The following is a 16,823-nucleotide window of genomic DNA, read 5'->3' on the forward strand; positions in this document are numbered from 1 at the left end:
AGAAGGCTAGGCCACCGGAAGGTCGGCCACGCTGAGTACCCGGAGATTAATTGACGCAGGGCACATTGCCCGCGACGATCGGCGTCGTGGTGGGGGCCGGAGCGCTGGACGGTGGCTGAGCAGGCTTCGACGGGGCCGTCGGGGTCGACGTCGTGGACGGCGCCGTGGCCGTGCCCTTGAAGTCCTTGCCGAGCAGGACCCGCACCTTGCCGGGGGCGACATCGCGATCCGCCTCGGCCTGCACCGCGGTGCCGAAGAACTGCTTGATCAGGGCGAGCGCGTCGTCGTCACCCGGCGCGTAGCGGATGACCGTGGAGTTGCGCGTGCTGAGCTTGGTGTCGGCCGCGAGTTTGAAACCCTTGCCCTGCAAGAGGTTCCGGGTATCGGTGGCCAGCGTGGGCGAACCCGACCCGTCGAACAGCTCGACGGTCACCTTCTCCGCGCCCGGCAGGGTGGCCGGGGTCTGGGTGGGCGCCGTCTGCCCGTCGGAGGTCAGGCGGTTGACCTCGGCCTGCACCTGCGCCGGATCCACCCGGAGCACGGCGGCGCCGCCGATGATCGCGTCGCCCTGGGTCGGGATCGTGTGGAACTCGACGTTTCCGCTGGTCAGCCCGCGCATCTGCGCGGCGAACTCCGGCAGGTCCCAGCCCGCCGACAGCACGACCGACTTCTTCACCGCTTCGATCAGGCTCGAGATCTTCGCCGGATTGGTCAGGACGTCCGACGAGAGGACCTTGTTCGCCAGCCCGGACAGGAAGGCCTGTTGCCGCGCGATCCGGTCGAGGTCGCCGTTCTGCAGGTCGTACCGCTGGCGGACGAACGCGAGCGCCTGGACGCCCTCGACGGACTGCCGTCCGGCGGGCAGGTCGACACCGGACTTCCGCTCCTTGACCGGGCCGTTGAGGCAGACCTCGACGCCGCCGATCGCCTTGGTGATCTCGTAGAAGCTCGACAGGTTCACCTCGGCGTACCGGTCGATCATCTTCGGCTTGCCGATGAACTTCTCCAGCGTCGCGATCAGGTTCTTGCGGCCGGCGTCCTTGGCCTTGGCGTCGACGTCCTTGAGGTCGAAGTTGCCCTGCTGCTGCAGTGTCTTCGACGTGTCGTTATAGGCATACACGTACGCGCTGTTGAGCTTGTGCTTGCCGAAGCCGCCGGTGATCTCGACCCACGAGTCGCGGGGGAAGGAGATCGCGATCGCCTTCTCGCCGTTCTGGGGGATGTGCACCAGGATCATCGTGTCGGTCTGGCGCTCGCCGTCGGAGTTGCCCGCGTGGAGCATGTCGAGGACCTCGCGCGGCAGCGGGTTGCCCTGCGCGTCGGTGCGGCTGTCCTGGCCGACGAGCAGGATGTCGATCGCGCCGTCCAGCGGTTTCGCCGGCGGGTGGCCGTTGTCCTCGAAGAGGTTCGTCGTGGCGAAGCCCTGCGCCTGGTCGCCGAGGAGCTGCCAGCCCCACCAGGTCAGCGCCAGGACGGTGATCGAGATCAGGCTGAGGACGACCTTCACCCCGCGACGGGCGAACACCACGAAGCCGCCACGGCGCGCCGGAATGGGTGGCCCGGGCCACTCGGTCACGTGCGGTCCTCCACGAATCTCCCCAGGGCACACGTGTGCCTCGGATACAACTCTACTGATCCTCGTGTTAGACGTCCGTAGGCTGGTGGAAGGTTGCCCCGGTCGTGACACACTCGCCGGGTCCGGGAAGTCGTACAAGGAGGATCGCGGGATGCGGGTGCTGGTCACCGGGGGTGCCGGATTCATCGGTTCGCATTACGTCCGGCAGGTGCTGACAGGGGCGTATCCGTCGCTGGCCGACGCCGAGGTCGTCGTGCTCGACAAGCTGACGTACGCGGGCAACGAGGCGAACCTGGCGACGGTGAGCAAGAGCCCGCGCTACCGGTTCGAGAAGGGCGACATCTGTGACGCCGCCCTGGTCAGCGAGCTGATGCGGGGGATCGACCTGGTCGTCCACTTCGCCGCCGAGTCCCATGTGGACCGTTCGATCACCGGTGCCGCCGACTTCGTGCTGACCAACGTGCTCGGCACGCAGACCCTGTTGCAGGGCGCGCTCGAGGCCGAGGTCGGGAAGTTCGTGCACGTGTCCACCGACGAGGTCTACGGCTCCATCGAGGAGGGTTCCTGGGCCGAAGACCACGCGCTGGAGCCGAATTCGCCGTACTCGGCGTCGAAGGCTTCCTCGGATCTGTTGGCACGTTCCTTCTTCCGTACCCACGGACTGCCCGTCTGTGTCACCAGGTGCTCGAACAACTACGGTCCGTACCAATTCCCGGAGAAGGTCATTCCCCTCTTCGTGACCAACCTGCTCGACGGCAAGAAGGTCCCGCTGTACGGCGACGGGCTCAACGTGCGTGACTGGCTGCACGTGGACGATCACTGTCGCGGCATCCAGTTCGTCGCCGACGGTGGCAGGCCGGGCGAGGTCTACAACATCGGCGGCGGTACGGAACTGACCAACCGCGGGCTGACCGAGCGGCTGCTGACCGCCGTCGGGGCCGACTGGGAGTCGGTCGAGCCGGTCGAGGACCGCAAGGGGCACGACCGCCGGTACTCGGTCGACATCACCAAGATCTCGCAGGAACTCGGCTACGCGCCCCAGGTGTCCTTTGAGGACGGTCTGGCGGAAACCGTCGCCTGGTACGCGGAGAACCGGTCCTGGTGGGAGCCGCTGAAGAACCGTTCGGCATAAGGGAGCAAGGGTGCTGAGCATTCTCGTGCCGGGTGGATCCGGCCAGCTGGGCCACGACATCGCCGCGTTGGCGCCGGACGCCGCGACGCCGTCTTCGGCGGAGCTGAACGTGCGCGACACCGGGCAGGTCATCGCCGCGGTGACCGAACTGGCGGACCGGGCCCGTGCGGCGGGGACGTCGCCGGTCGTGATCAACGCCGCCGCCTACACCGCGGTGGACGCGGCGGAAACCGATGAGGAACGGGCCTTCGCGGTGAACGCCGACGGCCCCCGGGTGCTCGCCGCGGCGTGCTCGTCGCGCGGAGTGCCGCTCATCCACGTGTCGACGGACTACGTCTTCGCCGGAGACGCGACTTCGCCGTACGAGACCGATGATCTGCTGGGGCCGCTCAACGCCTACGGCAGGACGAAGGCGGCCGGTGAGGACGCCGTGCTCGGATCCGGGGCGCGTTCCTGGATCGTGCGGACGTCCTGGGTGTACGGCGAGACCGGGTCGAATTTCGTGAAGACCATGACGCGCCTGGAGAAGGAGCGCGAAGAACTGTCCGTTGTGGATGATCAGACCGGCGCGCCGACCTGGTCCCGTGACCTCGCCGCCGGTTTGCTGGAGCTGGCCGGACGCGTGGTCGCGGGTGAGGGGCCGTCGCGGCGGGTGCTGCACTGCACGGGTGGCGGATCGACGACGTGGTGCGGGTTCGCGCGGGCGATCTTCGCGGAACTCGGCGCGGATCCGGCGCGGATCAAGCCCTGCACGACGGCGGAATTCCCACGTCCGGCGGCCCGTCCGGCGTACGGCGTGCTGTCGAACGCCTCATGGCGCGAGGCCGGTCTCACGCCCCTTCGCGACTGGACCGAGGCGCTCAAGGCCTACTTCTCTCGCGTTTAGGCCTCTGGATGCGGTGGTTCGCGTTCCGGACTACCGCATTTCGTCCTCTGGATGCGGTAGTGCGTAGTGCGAACTACCGCATCGAGAGGACGAAATGCGGGGGTCAGTGCTGTGTGCTGGCTTGGCGGTAGGCGGCGACGGTGAGTTCGGCGCACGCGCGCCAGGTGAAGTTCGCGACGTGGGCGCGGCGCGTGGCCGAGGTGGCGACGGCGTGCGGGTCGCTGACGGCGATCCGAAGGGCCTCCACGAGCCCGTCGACGTCCTCGTAGGGCACCAGGCTCGCGCAGTTCCCGGCGACCTCGCGCAGCGCCGGGATGTCCGTGCACACCACGGGGACGTCCGACGCCATCGCTTCCAGCACCGGGAGCCCGAAGCCCTCGTCGCGGGACGGCAGCACCAGCGCGCTCGCCCCGGCGACGACCGTCCGCAGGTTGACGTCGGAGAGGTAGCCGAGGTGCCGCGAACGCGAGCCCACCGAGAACGAGCCCGGTCCGGCGAACACCAGATCCGGCAGGTCCGGCGCGGCTTCGTGAGCCTGCTGGAGCCAGTGCAGACCCTTGCGAGGCCCGGGAGCACCGGCGAAGAGCAGGTACTTGTCCGGCAGCCCGAGTTCCCTGCGGCGTTCCTTGTCGGGCGGCCGCGCGGTGAACCACGCCGGGTTCACCCCGAGCGGGGTGACCACGATCTTGCGGCGGTCCACGTCGAGCCGTTCGGCGATCCGGTCGGCGACGGCGTTGGTCGGCGTGCAGATCACGTCGGAGAGCCGGGCGCCGCGGCGGACCAGCTGCGGCAGTTCGTGATCGCTCGGCGCGAGTTCTTCCGGAGCGTCCAAAAAGGCCAGATCGTGGATCGTCACCACGCCCGCCGCGCGGAACCGTCCCGGCAGGACGAAGTTCGTGCCGTGCACGACGTCCGTCGGCCCGGCGAACAGTTCCACCGGCGGCAGTTGCGACCGCAGCCACGCCTTGCGCAGCAACCGCGCCGCCACCGGCATCCCGCGGGCCCGGACGCCGTGCGGGAGCACGTGCCGCAGCCGCCGCCAGCCGCGCAACGTGAACGCGACCGCGCGGGTGTCCACTTCGGACATCGAGGCGAGTTCTTCGGACAGGGCGACGGTGTAGCGGCCGATACCAGTCCTGGCACCGAGCAGCGGGGTCCCGTCGAGCAGGACGCGCAACGGACGGTCAGCCACGGCCGAGCCTCTGCTTGGCGACCTTGACGACCCGGCCGCCGACGCGCCGCACGAGTTCCTTCGGCCCGCCGTCGGCGAGGTACTCGCGGATCAGGTCCACGTCGCGGCGCAGCATTTCCTTGCCCCGCACCGGTTCGGTGACGACGAGATCGTCCGTGCCGGGCAGTCTGTCCGCCGCGGGGCGCGGGTTCCGGCAGAACTCCACGAGCGGTTTCAGCGCCTCCGGCCAGGCGTAGCGCTGGGCGACGGCGGCGATCCGCTCGACGCAGCCCGCCGCGAACTCCTCGTCGTACAACGCCTTTTCCAGCGCGTCGGCCAGTGCGTCGACATCCTCGGCCGGGACGACGACGCCGAGCCGCTCCTCGCGGACCAGATCGGCGAACGAGTCGCCGTCGGTGGTGACGATCGGCAGCCCGGCCCACAGGTAGTCCAGCACCCGGGTGCGGAAGGCGAACGTCGTCTCGACGTGCTCGTAATGCGTGGTGACACCGCAATTCGCGTCCAGTAGCCAGTTCTGGCGCTCCTCGAACGGCACCCACTGCTGGTTGAAGAACACGTGCTTGCCGGTCAGCCCGAGCGTGTCGGACAGCAGCATCGTGCGCGCGCCGATGTCCATCTCGGTGACCTCGGGGTTGGGATGCTTCATCCCGAGGAACACCAGGCGGACGTCGCCGCGGCGCTGTCGCAGCTTCTCGATCGCGCGGACCAGGGTGAGCGGGTCGAACCAGCTGTAGACCCCGCCCGCCCACAGCACCACGTGGTCGGTCTCGCCGATGCCGTCCACAGTGGACCGCAGGCCGGGGCCGGTGCGGACCGGGGCCTGCGGCGACAGGCCGAACGGGACGACCGAGAGCAGCGACTGCGTGGTCGGGTCGGCGTCGTAGAGCCGCGGCGAGAGCCTGCCCATCGCGGCGAGGTGACCGAGCCAGAAATGACGCTGCCGTTCCGACGCGCACAGGAAGAAGTCGCCGCGTTCGAGCTGCGCGTCGAGGACCTTGGTGACCCCGATGAGGTCCTTCGCGCGCTTGTCGTCGGCGACGCCCTTGCCCTGTTCGAGCAGCTCCAGGTGCATCGGGTCGTAAAGATCCGCGACGACGATCTTGTGCGCGTACTGCTTCTTGAGCGCGGGCGCGAGTTCCAGCACGTGCCCCTGCAGGATGACGATGTCGGCCCACGCGATCGGGGCCTCCAGCTCACGCCTCGTCGCCGCGCCGACCCGGAACGGCGCGGGTGGCGGGTCCGCGAGCGGGTTGACCGTCACCAGGTGGACGTCGTGTTCGGTGGCCAGCGTCGCGGAGATGTTCCACGCGCGGATCGCCGGGCCCGCCATCCGCTCGGTGATCGCGTCCCCGGTGATCACCAGGATCTTGCGGCGCTGTCCGAAGAGCGCGTCGATGCCGAAGGTCTCGACCAGGATCTCGTGCGCGGCGAGGTAACGCGGCAGCGGGTACGCGGGCTCCAAGGCCTTGCGCAGCAAGGGAAGCAGATCGGCGTCGGTACGGACGCGGGCGGCCTGCTCGGCGGCGCGCGACTCGGCCAGCGACGGCAGCAGCTCGACGAACTGGTCGATCGCCAGTACACCCGCCAGCGTCGTCCGCGGTACCTCGACCGGGCCGGTCTCGGCCGGGCCGACGCCCTTGGCGAGGTCGAACCGGGTCGCGTCGAGGTCGCCGCGCGCGGTCGCCCGGCGGACGGCCAGCGCCAGTGCGGCGGGCAGCGCACGCGCCAGCGTTTCGTCGGAGAGGTTCTTGTACAGCGCCGCCAAGGCGTTACGCTCCAGCAGGAACGTCTCCCGGCCGGAGTCGGGGGCGTCCACTGTGGACATCGTGGCGTGGTGCTTGTGGTAAGTCAGCGACTCCGGCACGTACCGGACGCGCCACCCGCGCAGGTTGAGGCGCCACCCGAGGTCGACGTCCTCGTAGAACATGAAGAACCGCTCGTCGAAGCCGCCGAGTTCGGCGAACACCCCGGCGCGGACGAACATCGCCGAACCGGTGGCGAACAGGACGTCCTTGGCGATCTCGTGCTCGGCGGCAGGGACGTCGGCCAGCGGGCTGCCGGCGTGACGTTTGTAGCCCATGCCGAACCAGGTCAGGCCCGCGTCGACGAAGTCGGTGCCGGTGCCGTCCCAGTCGAGGACCTTGCTGGCCACCGCGGCGACCGTCGGCTGGGCGCGCAGTTCGGTGACGGCCGCGCGCACCCAGCCCGGTGCCGGGCGGGCGTCGTTGTTGAGGAAGGCGAGGACGGTGCCGGTGGCGTGCGCGGCGCCGAGGTTGCAGCCGCCCGCGAAGCCGGAGTTCACCGGCGACTCGACGAGCTTGACGCCCGGGACGGCGGCCTTGATCTCGGCCACGTCGGAGCCGCCGGAGGCGTTGTCGACGCAGATGACCTCGAGGTTCGGGTAATCGTGTTCAGCGAGCGCGCGCAGGCAGGTGATGGTGTCGGCGGCTCCGTGATAGTTCACCACGATCACCGAGACGACCGGTTGCGTTTCCCCCTGCGCCAAAGCCGTACTCCCTGCACTCGATTGTCGCAAGCTTAATTGCCCGCCCACGCGTCCCAGACCGCGCCTCGGCCGAGCGCCGCGCGCCGCCCGATGGCCCGCCGCTCGACCAGCGTGCGCGGCAGGCGGACGGCGACCGCGCCCAGTACCCGGCACCGGAGGCTCGGACGGAAGTTCGGCGCCGCCGCTTTCTTGTTTCGACGGAGTCCTCGGAGGGGAAGTACCGCCGTGAGGAGGGCGAACTTCACCAGCTGCCGGACGGCCACCTGTCCCGGCGCACACCGGAGCAGTGTGAGCAGGCGATTGCGTTCGTTCCACAGGTGGAACCGGACCGAACCCGGCCGCGTACTCGCGCCATGCCGGTGGACGACGTCGGCGTCGGCGCTGACGACGTCCCAGCCCGCCAGCCTCAGGCGCCACGCGGTGTCGGTGTCCTCGTAGTAGCAGAAGTAGGAGGCCGGGACACCGCCGACGGAGCGGAGCGCCTCGACGTTCAGGACGGCCGCGCCGCCGCAGAAGCCGAAGACCTCGTCGGCGGATTCGGGCAGGTCGGCGCCGTGGCCGTCCGCGGTGAGGCGGACACCGGTGGACTGGACGGTCCCGTCGGCCCGCGTCAGCCGGGCGCTCACGGCCGCGGCGAGCGGAGCTTCGGCGAGGGTGTCTTCGCAGGTCGCGAGCCAGTCCGGGGCCGGTGCGGCGTCGTCGTTCAGCCAGGCCATCAGCGGAGTGTCCACTTTGTCCAGTGCGGCGGCCATGGCGCCCGCGTAACCGGTGTTGCGCCGCAGCCGGAGCACCGCGGGCTTCGACGGATGCGCGGCGAGGAGCGCGGCCGTCCCGTCGTCCGAGGCGTTGTCGACGACCAGGGTCCGGTGGGGGCGGGACTGCGCGGCGAGCGCGTCGAGGCAGGCGGTGATGTGCGCGGCGCCGCGCCAGGTGACCACGACGACGGTGGTGCTCGGCTCGGCGTCGGTCATGCCAGAGAGAATAGAGACCATGCCCGAACTGGTCGTGCTCGCCGAGCAACTGCTGGCGCCCGTCCCCGGCGGGACCGGTCGCTACACCGGTGAGCTGCTGCGGGCGCTCGCGGAGACCGCGCCGCCGGGCTGGACGGTGTCGAGCGTGGTCGCGCGGCACGCTCACGTCGAGGGCGCGGTGGTCGAAGGTGTCGAGGGGCCGCGAGTGCTGCCGATTCCGCCGAGAGCGCTGATCGCGGCCTGGCAGCTGGGCCTGCCGTGGTGGCCGGGCGGCGACGCGGTCCACGCGCCGACGCCGCTCGCGCCCGCCAGGGTGCCGAAGGGGCGGACGCTCTCGGTCGCGGTGCACGACACCGTGCCGTGGACGCATCCCGAGACGCTGACGCCGCGCGGGGTCGCGTGGCACAAGGCGGTGATCGCGCGGGCCGCCCGTACGGCGACCGCGCTGACCGTGCCGACGCGGGCGGTCGCGGACGAACTCGCCGGGCTGGTACCGGTTTCGGTGCCGGTGAGCGTGATCCCGCACGGGGTCCGGCCGCTGCCGGAGCCGGTCGAGATCGAGCTGCCCGAGAAGTACGTCCTCGCGATCGGGACGATCGAGCCGCGCAAGGGCGTCGACGTGCTGATCGAGGCCGTCGGCCGGATCGGGGTGCCGCTGGTGCTGGCCGGGCAGCCCGGCTGGGGTGGGATCGATCCGCTCGCGTCGGCGCGCGAGCACGGCGCCGACGTCCGGCTGCTGGGGAAGGTGAGCGATGCGGAACTGGCGTTCGCGTTGCGGGGAGCGTCGGTGCTGGCGATGCCGAGCCGGGCCGAGGGATTCGGGCTGCCGCTGATCGAGGCGATGGCGGCCGGGGTGCCGGTGGTGCACTCGGACGTCCCGGCGTTGGTCGAGGTGGCCGGGGGAGCGGGCGTCGTCGTACCCGTGGGTGACGCGCAAGCGCTTGCCAAGGCCCTTGAAGACGTACTAGGCCATCCGGAGCAGGCGGCTGCGCTGCGTGATGGCGGTCTCAGCCGTTCGAGTGAGTTCAGCTGGCGACGCGCGGCAGAGGCCGTGTGGGGCCTTCACCAGCGCGGGGAGTTTGTCGGTTCCCCACCGCGGGGCTAGTGCGCCGCCGTACCCTGCAAGGGTGACCGATGACCCTCGCGTGCTGATCGACGCGACCGCCGTCCCCGCGGACAGAGGTGGCGTCGGTCGTTACGTGGATTCGCTGGTCGCGGCGCTGGACGCGGACGGCGCGCGGATCACCGTCGTCTGCCAGCCGCGGGACGCGGTGCTGTACGACCGGCTGGCGCCCGGGGCGCGGATCGTGCCCACCTCCCCGTCGACTTCGACCCGGACGGCGCGGCTGACCTGGGAGCAGGCGACCCTGCCCCGGCTGGTCCGGCGGCTCGCCGCCGACGTCGTCCACTCGCCGCACTACACGATGCCTCTGGCCAGCCCGGCCGCTTCGGTGGTGACACTGCACGACGCGACCTTCTTCACCGACGCGGTCCTGCATTCTTCGGTGAAAGCGCGGTTCTTCCGTGCCTGGACCGCGACGGCGCTTCGCCGCGCGACGCTGTGCATCGTGCCGAGCATCGCGACGGCGACCGAGCTGGAGCGGGTCGGCCAGGTACGGACGGCCGAGCTGGAGATCATCCATCACGGTGTCGAGCCGGACCGGTTTCATCCGCCTTCGCCCGTCGAGATCGAGGCCGCGCGTAAGGCCGTCGGGCTCGGTAAGACGCCGTACGTGGCTTTCCTCGGCGCGCTGGAACCGCGCAAGAACGTACCCGCGCTGATCCGCGGTTTCGCGCACGCCGTCACCGGCAGGCCCAATCCGCCCGCGCTGGTGCTGGCCGGGCAGCCGGGCTGGGATTCGCAGGTCGAGCGCGCGCTGGACGCCGTGCCGCACCGGCTGCGGGTGATCCGGGCCGGTTATCTGCCGTTCGACACGCTGGCCGGGTTCCTCGGCGGTTCCGAACTGGTCGCCTACCCGAGCCTCGGCGAGGGGTTCGGGCTGCCGGTGCTGGAGGCGATGGCCTGCGGCGCGGCCGTGCTCACGACGCGGCGGCTCTCGCTGCCGGAGGTCGGCGGGGACGCGGTCGCCTATTGCGGTGTCGGTGCCGGGGACGTCGCGGCGGCGATCTCGGAACTGCTCGACGATCCGTCACGGCGGGCGGAACTGGCCGAGGCGGCGCAGCGCCGGGCGAAGGAGTTCTCGTGGGCGACGACCGCGGAGCGGCACCGGGAGGCCTACGCGAAGGCTTGGCACCGGCACGCGCGACGGCGGGCCGGCTGAGTCCTCGTGAGTGGTAATGACGGTTAGAACCGTCATTACCACTCACGAGGTGGTGGGGTACAGTTATCGATGCGAGGCCCCGGTGGGGCCGAGTATGAAAGCCCGTGACGCGTCCGGACGGTCGTCTCGCGGGCTTTTCGCTGTTCATACCTCGACGATCGATTCGATCAGCGGCGTCGCTCTCCGGCGCCAATCGCCGCCTGCGCCGAAGCACCATCCGGCAGCGTCGGAAATCCAAAGCAGAGGCTCACTCGTCGAGTTCAGATGCTCGTAGGTGAGTTCGGTTTTGGACGGGCGATAGCCGAGGGCTCGCTGCAGGGTCTTGCGGTCGTGGATATCGCGATGATCCCGAGAGTCGAGGACCAGCCGGTGAGCACTCTTGGCCAGCAAATCGGTGACTGCGCGTTCGAGGCATTTCTGCCGGGTGTTTTCTTCCGTTTTCCGGGTGCACGAACCCAGGTAGATGGTCGCCGTGGCTTCCAGCGCGGCTATGCGATCGATCAGCAGCCTTCGGCGAGGTTCCTTCTCCTTCTTGAAATGCAGCTCCCGTGCCCCAGGCAGCAATAACGCGTTCAGTTCTCGTCTTGAGGGTGCGAGCTGAGCCGGGGCGACCAGCGTCATGCACAAGAGGTAGCGCTGGTCGCGCACCGATTCGTCGATGAAGGCGTGCACGGGCATCGGTTCATTCTGCCCGGCGGTGTTTGCGTAACGCAGTTGGGTGAGTACTCTCTGTTGCCAACGCGCAAGGCGGGATGCCCAGGGGTGGGGGCCGGAGTCGCGTTCGGTGACGGGTGGACAATGGCCGCGTGACTGAGCACCCCAGCTACGGCGACGGGCTCGCCGTCGTGACCGTGACGTACTTCCCCGGCGAAACCCTCGAGAAGTTCCTCGACACGCTCGAGAAGGCGACGGACCGGGACGTCCAGGTCGTCGTCGCCGACAACGCCTCGACGGACGGCGCGCCGGAGAAGGCCGCCCGCCGCGAGAACGTCAAGCTGCTCAGCATCGGCGAGAACGTCGGTTACGGCACGGCCGCCAACCGCGGCGTCGCGGAACTCGACGACAGCTACGGCTGGGTCGTCGTGGTGAACCCGGACCTCGAATGGGAGCCCGGTTCGCTCGACGCGCTGCTGGAGGTCGCCGAGCGCTGGCCGCGCGGTGGCGCGTTCGGTCCGCTCATCCACGATCTCGACGGCACCGTCTACCCGTCGGCCCGGCTGCTGCCGTCGTTCGGCCGCGGGATCGGGCACGCGGTGTTCGGCAAGATCTGGCCGGGCAACCCGTGGACGCGCCAGTACCGCCAGGAGACCGGCACCCCGGTCGAGCGCACGGCGGGCTGGCTTTCGGGGTCCTGCCAGCTGTTCCGCCGCGAGGCCTTCGACTCGGTCGACGGTTTCGACACGCGCTACTTCATGTACTTCGAGGACGTCGACCTCGGCGAACGTCTGTCGCGCGCGGGCTGGCTGAACGTGTACGCGCCTTCGTCCAGCGTCATGCACATCGGCGGGCACTCGACTTCGCAGGCTTCGGAGAAGATGCTGCGCGTGCACCACGACAGTGCGTACCGCTACCTCGCGGACCGCCACCGCGGTCTGCTGTGGAAGCCGGTCATGCTCGCGGTGAAGGCCGGACTCGCGTTGCGGCTCAAGCTCGAGACGCGCAAGAAGTAGCCGTTCCGGCCACCGGAACTCGCGCGACTCGGCGCCCGGCCCTCGTTACCGTCGGCGCATGGACTTCGCCGAACTGGACACCTGGCTGACCGGCCGCGCCGCCGAGGACCGCTTCTCCGGGGTCGTGCTGATCCGGCGCGGGGACGAGACGCTGTTCGAGCGCGGTTACGGCCTGGCCAGCCGCCGCTGGTCGGTGCCGAACGCGCCGGACGTCCGGTACGACACCGCGTCGGTCACCAAGGTCCTCACCGCGATCGCCGCGCTGCGCCTTGCCGACGAGGGACGGCTGGACATCGACCGCCCGATCGGCGAGATCATCGACCTCGGCGGCACGGCGATCGCGCCCGGCGCGACGACGCGGCACCTGCTGACGCATACGTCCGGGATCGCCGACGACGCCGACGAGGAAGCGGGCGAAAGCTACGAGGCGCTGTGGGTCGACAAGCCGGTGTACTCGGTCGTGAACACACGCGATCACCTGCCCAATTTCGCTTACCGGGCCCCGAATTTCGCGCCCGGTGCGGGCTGCCGGTATTGCAACTCGGGGTACGTCCTCGCCGGGCTGGTGATCGAGGAGATCACCGGGAGGCCGTATCGCGACCACGTCCGGGAGGCCGTGCTCGACCGCGCGGGGATGACCGACTCGGGGTTCTTCGACCGGCGTGATCCGCGGCCGAGGGTCGCCGAGGGCTGGGACCCGATCCTCGACGGCGAGCGGATCACCGGCTGGAAGCAGAACATCTTCAGCTATCCGCCGATCGGTTCACCCGATGGGGGTGCGTACTGCACGGTCGGTGATCTCGTCCGGTTACTGCGCGCGATCCGTGAGGAACGGCTCCTGTCACCGGAGCGCACGAAGGAGTTCCTCACGCCGCAAGTACTTCACAGCAGTGGCGTTTGGTACGGCTTCGGCCTCGAATTCGTCCTGGAGCCGGACGGTTCGGTGTGGAACTACTACAAGGACGGCGGGAACGTCGGGGTCTGCTCACTCGCGCGGCACTATCCGGGTAAGGGGCTGGATGTCGCGCTGCTGTCCAATGCCACGTACGGCGGGGGCGCGGCGATCAAGGAGATCGACCGGGTGATCCGCGCTTCTTGAGGTGGGTTCCCCGAAACGCCATGAAAGGTCCTTTCCTTGCAAATTTTGCAAGGAAAGGACCTTTCATGGCACGCGCGAGGGGGCTAGATGCCGTCCAGCCGCCGCGAAAGGTTCGACCGCCCCGAGGGGTTCTGCTTGACCGTCGGCACCAAGCCGCCGATCTCGTTTTCGGCCGTCTCCTGCTCCTGCTCCGGCCGCTCGACCAGCGGGCTCTGCACCGGAGAGGCGGGCGGCCTGCGGGTGAGCGGGGTCGTCGCCTGGGGCATCGGCCGCGTCGGCTGGGCGCCGGGCTGCCGGGGATACGGCTGCGGCCGCGTCACCGGTGCCACGTCCAGCCGCGTCGTCGGCTCCGCGCCGGCCAGGTGGTGATCGTTCTCCGCGATCAGCGAGGCCGGTAGCTGAGTGGTGGTGTCCGGGTCCGAAGAACGGTCGATCTCCGCGACCACCGATCGGGGGATCTGCTGTGTGTTCGCGGAGTCCATCGGCGACGTCGCGTTGTCCGGTGTCACGACGAAGGCTCCACGCGCGCTGGCACGTGCGAGCAAGGCGTCCGCCCGAGCACGGGGGTCCATCCCCTAGGCCTCCCGACTGACCTGGGGCCCTCTGGGTTCAGGGCCGACTGTGTGGTGTCCAGGGTAGGCCCTCGGAGCGGTCGCCGTCAGTAGACCCGCAAACGTCGTCCGACAAATCTCGGTGTGACGAGCGGTACCGCTCCCGGGGCTCAGGCTTCCATGTCCGAAAGGATCCGGGTGCTGGAGTCCGCCTTGTCCGTGCCGCCGATGCCGTAGTGCAACGAGATGCCGTTGCGGGCGCTCGCCTCGATCTCGTCCGCGGGCACGTCGTCGACACTGCGCCGGTCGCCGCCGTTGCAGAACTCCAGTTCCGTGTCGGGGTACGCCTCGCGGATCAGGTCGAACGACTTGTCGATGCCCGGCCCCTGCTCGACGGCGATGTACACGTCGTCGACGACCCGCAGCGCGCGGACGATCCGGGCGCGGATGTCCTCGGTCTGGATCACCCTGCCCTTCTTGAGGACCTGCTGGTGATCGTTGTTGACGATGACGATGAGGTAGCCGGACCGGGCCTGCGCGTCCTCGAACAGGTCGAGATGACCCTGGTGGAGCGGGTTGAAGTACCCACTGACGATCGAGGCCTTCGCCGGTCGCTCGGTCATCGTCCAGTCCTCCATAGGCTTACGTTCGCGGGGTCATCAGCTTAGCGTCGGGAATGCCGGGCGTAACCCTAGCCGAGTGCCGGGTAGGTTCGACGCGTGCTGTTCCGCCCCGGCTACGAACTCGACCTGGACACGGTGCTGGGTCCGCTGAGCCGTGGGTCGCGTTCGCCCAACCTCGTCCGCACCGAGGGCGGGGTCACCTGGCTGGCCGCCAACACCGCCGACGGCGCGGGCACGATCGCGCTGCTGCGGCGCTCGGACGGCGAGATCGAGGCCGAGGCGTGGGGGCCCGGCGCGGAGAGGCTGCTCGACGGCGTCCCGGCGATGCTGGGCGCGCACGACGACGACTCCGAATTCGTGGCGCATCACGACGTGATCGCGTCGGCGCGGCGGCGCAATCCGGGGCTGCGGCTCGGTTCGACCGGCCGGGTGTGGGACGCGCTGGTGCTCGCCGTGCTGGAGCAGAAGGTGACCAGCGCGGAGGCGCTGCGGTCGTGGGGTGAACTGTGCCGCTGGTTCGGCGAGCAGGCGCCTGGTCCGGGGCCGTCCCGGCTGCGGGTGCCGCCGACGCCCGTCGCCATCAGGTCCATTGTGGACTGGAAATGGCATCGCGCCGGGGTGGACCTGAAAAGGCGGACGACGCTGCTCAACGCCGCCCGCGTCGCGCCCCGGCTCGAAAAGGCCGTCGAGCTGAAGGGCGTCGAGGGCCGGGCCTGGCTGCGGAAGGTCTCCGGCATCGGCGTGTGGACCGCCGCGGAGATCGCGCAGCGGGCCTGGGGCGACCCGGACGCGGTGAGCTTCGGGGACTACAACATCCCGTCGATGGTCGGGCACGCGCTCGTCGGCACGAAACTCGACGACGCCGGGATGTCGGAGGTGCTGGCGCCGTACTCGCCGCAGCGGCAGCGCGCGGTGCGCTACCTGGCGACGGCCGGATTCCGCCGTCCCCGGTTCGGCCCGAAGATCGAACTCCGCGACTACCGCGCCATGTGACCAGGTCGCCCTAGTTTCCCCAGCCCTGCGGCGGATAGGGCTGCTGCTGGCTCGGGTACTGCGGCGGCTGCTGCGGATACTGGTGGTGGGGCAGGGCGGGCGGCCGCGGTTTGCTGTTCGACTTCACGAGGAAGAAGATCCCGACCCCGACCCCGGCCAGGACCAGGAAGCCGACCACCAGCACCAAAAGGAAGACCATGCCGAGAGACTAACGGCCGGCCTGGGATTCAGCCGAGCGCGGCGTCGACGATCGCCTTGGCCTCGTCGCGGTCGAGACCCAGTTTCCTGGTCAGCGCCGCGTAGTCGGCCGCCGCCTGCCTGGCCCGCTCGCGGGTCTCGTCGCCGACGGCGCTGACGAACGTCCCCGCCCGGCCGCGGGTCTCGATCAGGCCCGCTTCTTCGAGTTCCCGGTAGGCCTTGGCGACCGTGTTCGGGGCGATGCCGAGGTCTTCGGCCAGTTTCCGCACGGTCGGGAGTTTCGCCCCGACGGGCAGCGTGCCGTCGTTGATCCGCGCCGCGTAGGCGGTGCGGACCTGTTCGAACGGCGGGACCGAGGAGTTCGGGTCGACCCTGACCATGCGGTTTCTCCCTGCTGGAATGCCGTGAAGGCCTCCTTCACCACCCTGAGGGTAGGGAAGGAGGCCTTCACGGACAGTCGGGGCTACTGGCGGGGCGGGACCACCTGGGTGGCGTCACCCGCGCCACCGGGTACGACCTGCGTCCGGTCGCCGTCGGCCGGGGAGACGACCTGCGTCCGGTCGGCGTTCGCGGGCGAGACGACCTGGGTGCGATCGGCACCGGCGTCCGCCTGCTGCCGGCGGGACACGACCTGGGTGCGATCGGCGCTGCCGTCGATCGGCGGGCCCGCCTGCGGGGGCGGCGGCGGGAAACCGGGCTGGGGCATCGGCGGCTGAGCCATACCGGGCGCACCGAACGGACTGGGTGCCGGAGCACCGGGCGGCGGCGCGAAACCCGCCGGAGCCGGGGCCGGAGGCGGCGGGAAGCCGGGCGCCTGACCGTAACCGGGCTGCGGCGGCGGGAAACCGGGCTGCTGCTGCCAGTTGCCCTGCGGCGCCGGACCGCCGGCGGGCGGCGGGGGAGGCGGGAAGCCCGGAGCCGGGCCGCCGCCACCGAAGTTCGGATTCTGCGGGAAGGTCATCGGCGGCTTCTTCGCCTGGTTGACCTTCACGATGATCACCACGATCACGATGATGATAATGATGATCGCCAGGATCAGCAGGACCCAGCCGGCGCCGTCGCCGTCACCGCTGCTGTGGACCCGGACCCGGTCCAGGTATGGCGTCAGCGTCGTCAGCATCATTCCCCCTCTTGCGCGTCAGCC

17 protein-coding genes are annotated in these 16,823 nt (G+C 69.9%); 7 read left to right on the plus strand and 10 right to left on the minus strand.

Annotation, left to right across the window (positions count from 1 at the left end):
• Positions 1-46: 46 nt before the first annotated feature.
• Positions 47-1,576 carry an LCP family protein gene (locus L324_RS29720; RefSeq protein WP_037316118.1) on the minus strand — a complete coding sequence of 510 codons (1,530 nt, stop codon included), beginning with the start codon at positions 1,574-1,576 and terminating at the stop codon, positions 47-49.
• Positions 1,577-1,727: 151 nt separating this feature from the next.
• Between L324_RS29720 and rfbB the strand changes: the two genes are divergently transcribed.
• Together rfbB and rfbD are read left to right on the plus strand one after the other, a co-directional pair.
• Positions 1,728-2,708, plus strand: coding sequence for a dTDP-glucose 4,6-dehydratase (gene rfbB, locus L324_RS29725; protein ID WP_037316120.1), 981 nt, complete (start codon positions 1,728-1,730; stop codon positions 2,706-2,708).
• Positions 2,709-2,718: 10 nt separating this feature from the next.
• Complete coding sequence (gene rfbD / locus L324_RS29730) at positions 2,719-3,594, plus strand: dTDP-4-dehydrorhamnose reductase (protein WP_037316124.1); 876 nt, start codon at positions 2,719-2,721, stop codon at positions 3,592-3,594.
• A gap of 103 nt (positions 3,595-3,697) precedes the next feature.
• On the opposite strand, the gene L324_RS29735 is transcribed toward rfbD, so the two are convergent.
• The 3 genes from L324_RS29735 to L324_RS29745 are packed head-to-tail and all read right to left on the minus strand — an operon-like array spanning position 3,698 to position 8,263.
• A complete protein-coding gene (locus L324_RS29735; protein WP_037316127.1) occupies positions 3,698-4,786 on the minus strand; it encodes a glycosyltransferase family 4 protein in 1,089 nt (362 codons plus the stop codon).
• Positions 4,779-7,292: a glycosyltransferase gene (locus tag L324_RS29740; protein ID WP_037316130.1), complete on the minus strand. Its 2,514-nt coding sequence runs from the start codon at positions 7,290-7,292 to the stop codon at positions 4,779-4,781. Before L324_RS29740 ends, L324_RS29735 begins: the two co-directional genes overlap by 8 nt.
• Before the next feature lie 32 nt (positions 7,293-7,324).
• Positions 7,325-8,263 carry a glycosyltransferase family 2 protein gene (locus L324_RS29745; RefSeq protein ID WP_051174148.1) on the minus strand — a complete coding sequence of 313 codons (939 nt, stop codon included), beginning with the start codon at positions 8,261-8,263 and terminating at the stop codon, positions 7,325-7,327.
• 19 nt (positions 8,264-8,282) lie between these two features.
• Between L324_RS29745 and L324_RS29750 the strand changes: the two genes are divergently transcribed.
• Both L324_RS29750 and L324_RS29755 read left to right on the plus strand, forming a co-directional pair.
• Positions 8,283-9,368 (plus strand): glycosyltransferase family 4 protein, encoded by a 1,086-nt coding sequence (locus tag L324_RS29750; protein ID WP_037316133.1) that lies wholly within the window; start codon positions 8,283-8,285, stop codon positions 9,366-9,368.
• Between the two features lie 40 nt (positions 9,369-9,408).
• Positions 9,409-10,545, plus strand: a complete 1,137-nt coding sequence (locus tag L324_RS29755) for a glycosyltransferase family 4 protein (protein WP_037316136.1) — start codon at positions 9,409-9,411, stop codon at positions 10,543-10,545.
• Between the two features lie 144 nt (positions 10,546-10,689).
• Here L324_RS29755 and L324_RS29760 read toward each other — a convergent pair whose 3' ends face one another.
• Positions 10,690-11,223 (minus strand): hypothetical protein, encoded by a 534-nt coding sequence (locus L324_RS29760; protein WP_037316140.1) that lies wholly within the window; start codon positions 11,221-11,223, stop codon positions 10,690-10,692.
• Positions 11,224-11,351: 128 nt separating this feature from the next.
• On the opposite strand from L324_RS29760, the gene L324_RS29765 reads away from it, so the two are divergent.
• Together L324_RS29765 and L324_RS29770 are read left to right on the plus strand one after the other, a co-directional pair.
• Positions 11,352-12,215, plus strand: coding sequence for a glycosyltransferase family 2 protein (locus L324_RS29765; protein WP_173426415.1), 864 nt, complete (start codon positions 11,352-11,354; stop codon positions 12,213-12,215).
• A gap of 58 nt (positions 12,216-12,273) precedes the next feature.
• Positions 12,274-13,314, plus strand: a complete 1,041-nt coding sequence (locus L324_RS29770) for a serine hydrolase domain-containing protein (RefSeq protein ID WP_037316143.1) — start codon at positions 12,274-12,276, stop codon at positions 13,312-13,314.
• Positions 13,315-13,397: 83 nt separating this feature from the next.
• On the opposite strand, the gene L324_RS29775 is transcribed toward L324_RS29770, so the two are convergent.
• Together L324_RS29775 and L324_RS29780 are read right to left on the minus strand one after the other, a co-directional pair.
• Entirely contained in the window at positions 13,398-13,886 is a 489-nt protein-coding gene (locus L324_RS29775) for a hypothetical protein (protein WP_037316146.1), read from the minus strand.
• 149 nt (positions 13,887-14,035) lie between these two features.
• Positions 14,036-14,488 (minus strand): adenylyltransferase/cytidyltransferase family protein, encoded by a 453-nt coding sequence (locus L324_RS29780; protein ID WP_037316628.1) that lies wholly within the window; start codon positions 14,486-14,488, stop codon positions 14,036-14,038.
• 96 nt (positions 14,489-14,584) lie between these two features.
• Here L324_RS29780 and L324_RS29785 point away from each other — a divergent pair, with 96 nt between their 5' ends.
• Positions 14,585-15,481, plus strand: coding sequence for a DNA-3-methyladenine glycosylase family protein (locus tag L324_RS29785; protein WP_037316148.1), 897 nt, complete (start codon positions 14,585-14,587; stop codon positions 15,479-15,481).
• 10 nt (positions 15,482-15,491) lie between these two features.
• Here the strand turns inward: L324_RS29785 and L324_RS29790 are convergent, their stop codons facing one another.
• The 3 genes from L324_RS29790 to L324_RS43920 all read right to left on the minus strand — a co-directional run bounded on the left by L324_RS29790 (position 15,492) and on the right by L324_RS43920 (position 16,802).
• The gene (locus L324_RS29790) at positions 15,492-15,680 is read right to left on the minus strand and encodes a hypothetical protein (protein ID WP_037316151.1); all 189 of its coding nucleotides are present in this window, start codon (positions 15,678-15,680) and stop codon (positions 15,492-15,494) included.
• Between the two features lie 28 nt (positions 15,681-15,708).
• Entirely contained in the window at positions 15,709-16,059 is a 351-nt protein-coding gene (locus L324_RS29795) for a GntR family transcriptional regulator (protein ID WP_037316154.1), read from the minus strand.
• Positions 16,060-16,142: 83 nt separating this feature from the next.
• Positions 16,143-16,802, minus strand: a complete 660-nt coding sequence (locus tag L324_RS43920) for a hypothetical protein (RefSeq protein ID WP_037316157.1) — start codon at positions 16,800-16,802, stop codon at positions 16,143-16,145.
• Between the last annotated feature and the right edge of the window lie 21 nt (positions 16,803-16,823).

The sequence above is a fragment of the Amycolatopsis orientalis DSM 40040 = KCTC 9412 genome, assembly GCF_000478275.1.
In the GTDB taxonomy this organism is placed as follows: Bacteria; Actinomycetota; Actinomycetes; order Mycobacteriales; family Pseudonocardiaceae; genus Amycolatopsis; species Amycolatopsis orientalis.

What these genes read in the sequence shown, in the direction of transcription:
- rfbB (WP_037316120.1), top strand. Translation starts at nt 1,728, where the DNA reads ATGCGGGTGCTGGTCACCGGGGGTGCCGGATTCATCGGTTCGCATTAC.
- L324_RS29780 (WP_037316628.1), bottom strand. Translation starts at nt 14,488, where the DNA reads ATGACCGAGCGACCGGCGAAGGCCTCGATCGTCAGTGGGTACTTCAAC.
- L324_RS29745 (WP_051174148.1), bottom strand. Translation starts at nt 8,263, where the DNA reads ATGACCGACGCCGAGCCGAGCACCACCGTCGTCGTGGTCACCTGGCGC.
- L324_RS29750 (WP_037316133.1), top strand. Translation starts at nt 8,283, where the DNA reads ATGCCCGAACTGGTCGTGCTCGCCGAGCAACTGCTGGCGCCCGTCCCC.
- L324_RS29770 (WP_037316143.1), top strand. Translation starts at nt 12,274, where the DNA reads ATGGACTTCGCCGAACTGGACACCTGGCTGACCGGCCGCGCCGCCGAG.
- L324_RS29790 (WP_037316151.1), bottom strand. Translation starts at nt 15,680, where the DNA reads ATGGTCTTCCTTTTGGTGCTGGTGGTCGGCTTCCTGGTCCTGGCCGGG.
- L324_RS29795 (WP_037316154.1), bottom strand. Translation starts at nt 16,059, where the DNA reads ATGGTCAGGGTCGACCCGAACTCCTCGGTCCCGCCGTTCGAACAGGTC.
- L324_RS29775 (WP_037316146.1), bottom strand. Translation starts at nt 13,886, where the DNA reads ATGGACCCCCGTGCTCGGGCGGACGCCTTGCTCGCACGTGCCAGCGCG.
- L324_RS29760 (WP_037316140.1), bottom strand. Translation starts at nt 11,223, where the DNA reads ATGCCCGTGCACGCCTTCATCGACGAATCGGTGCGCGACCAGCGCTAC.
- L324_RS43920 (WP_037316157.1), bottom strand. Translation starts at nt 16,802, where the DNA reads ATGATGCTGACGACGCTGACGCCATACCTGGACCGGGTCCGGGTCCAC.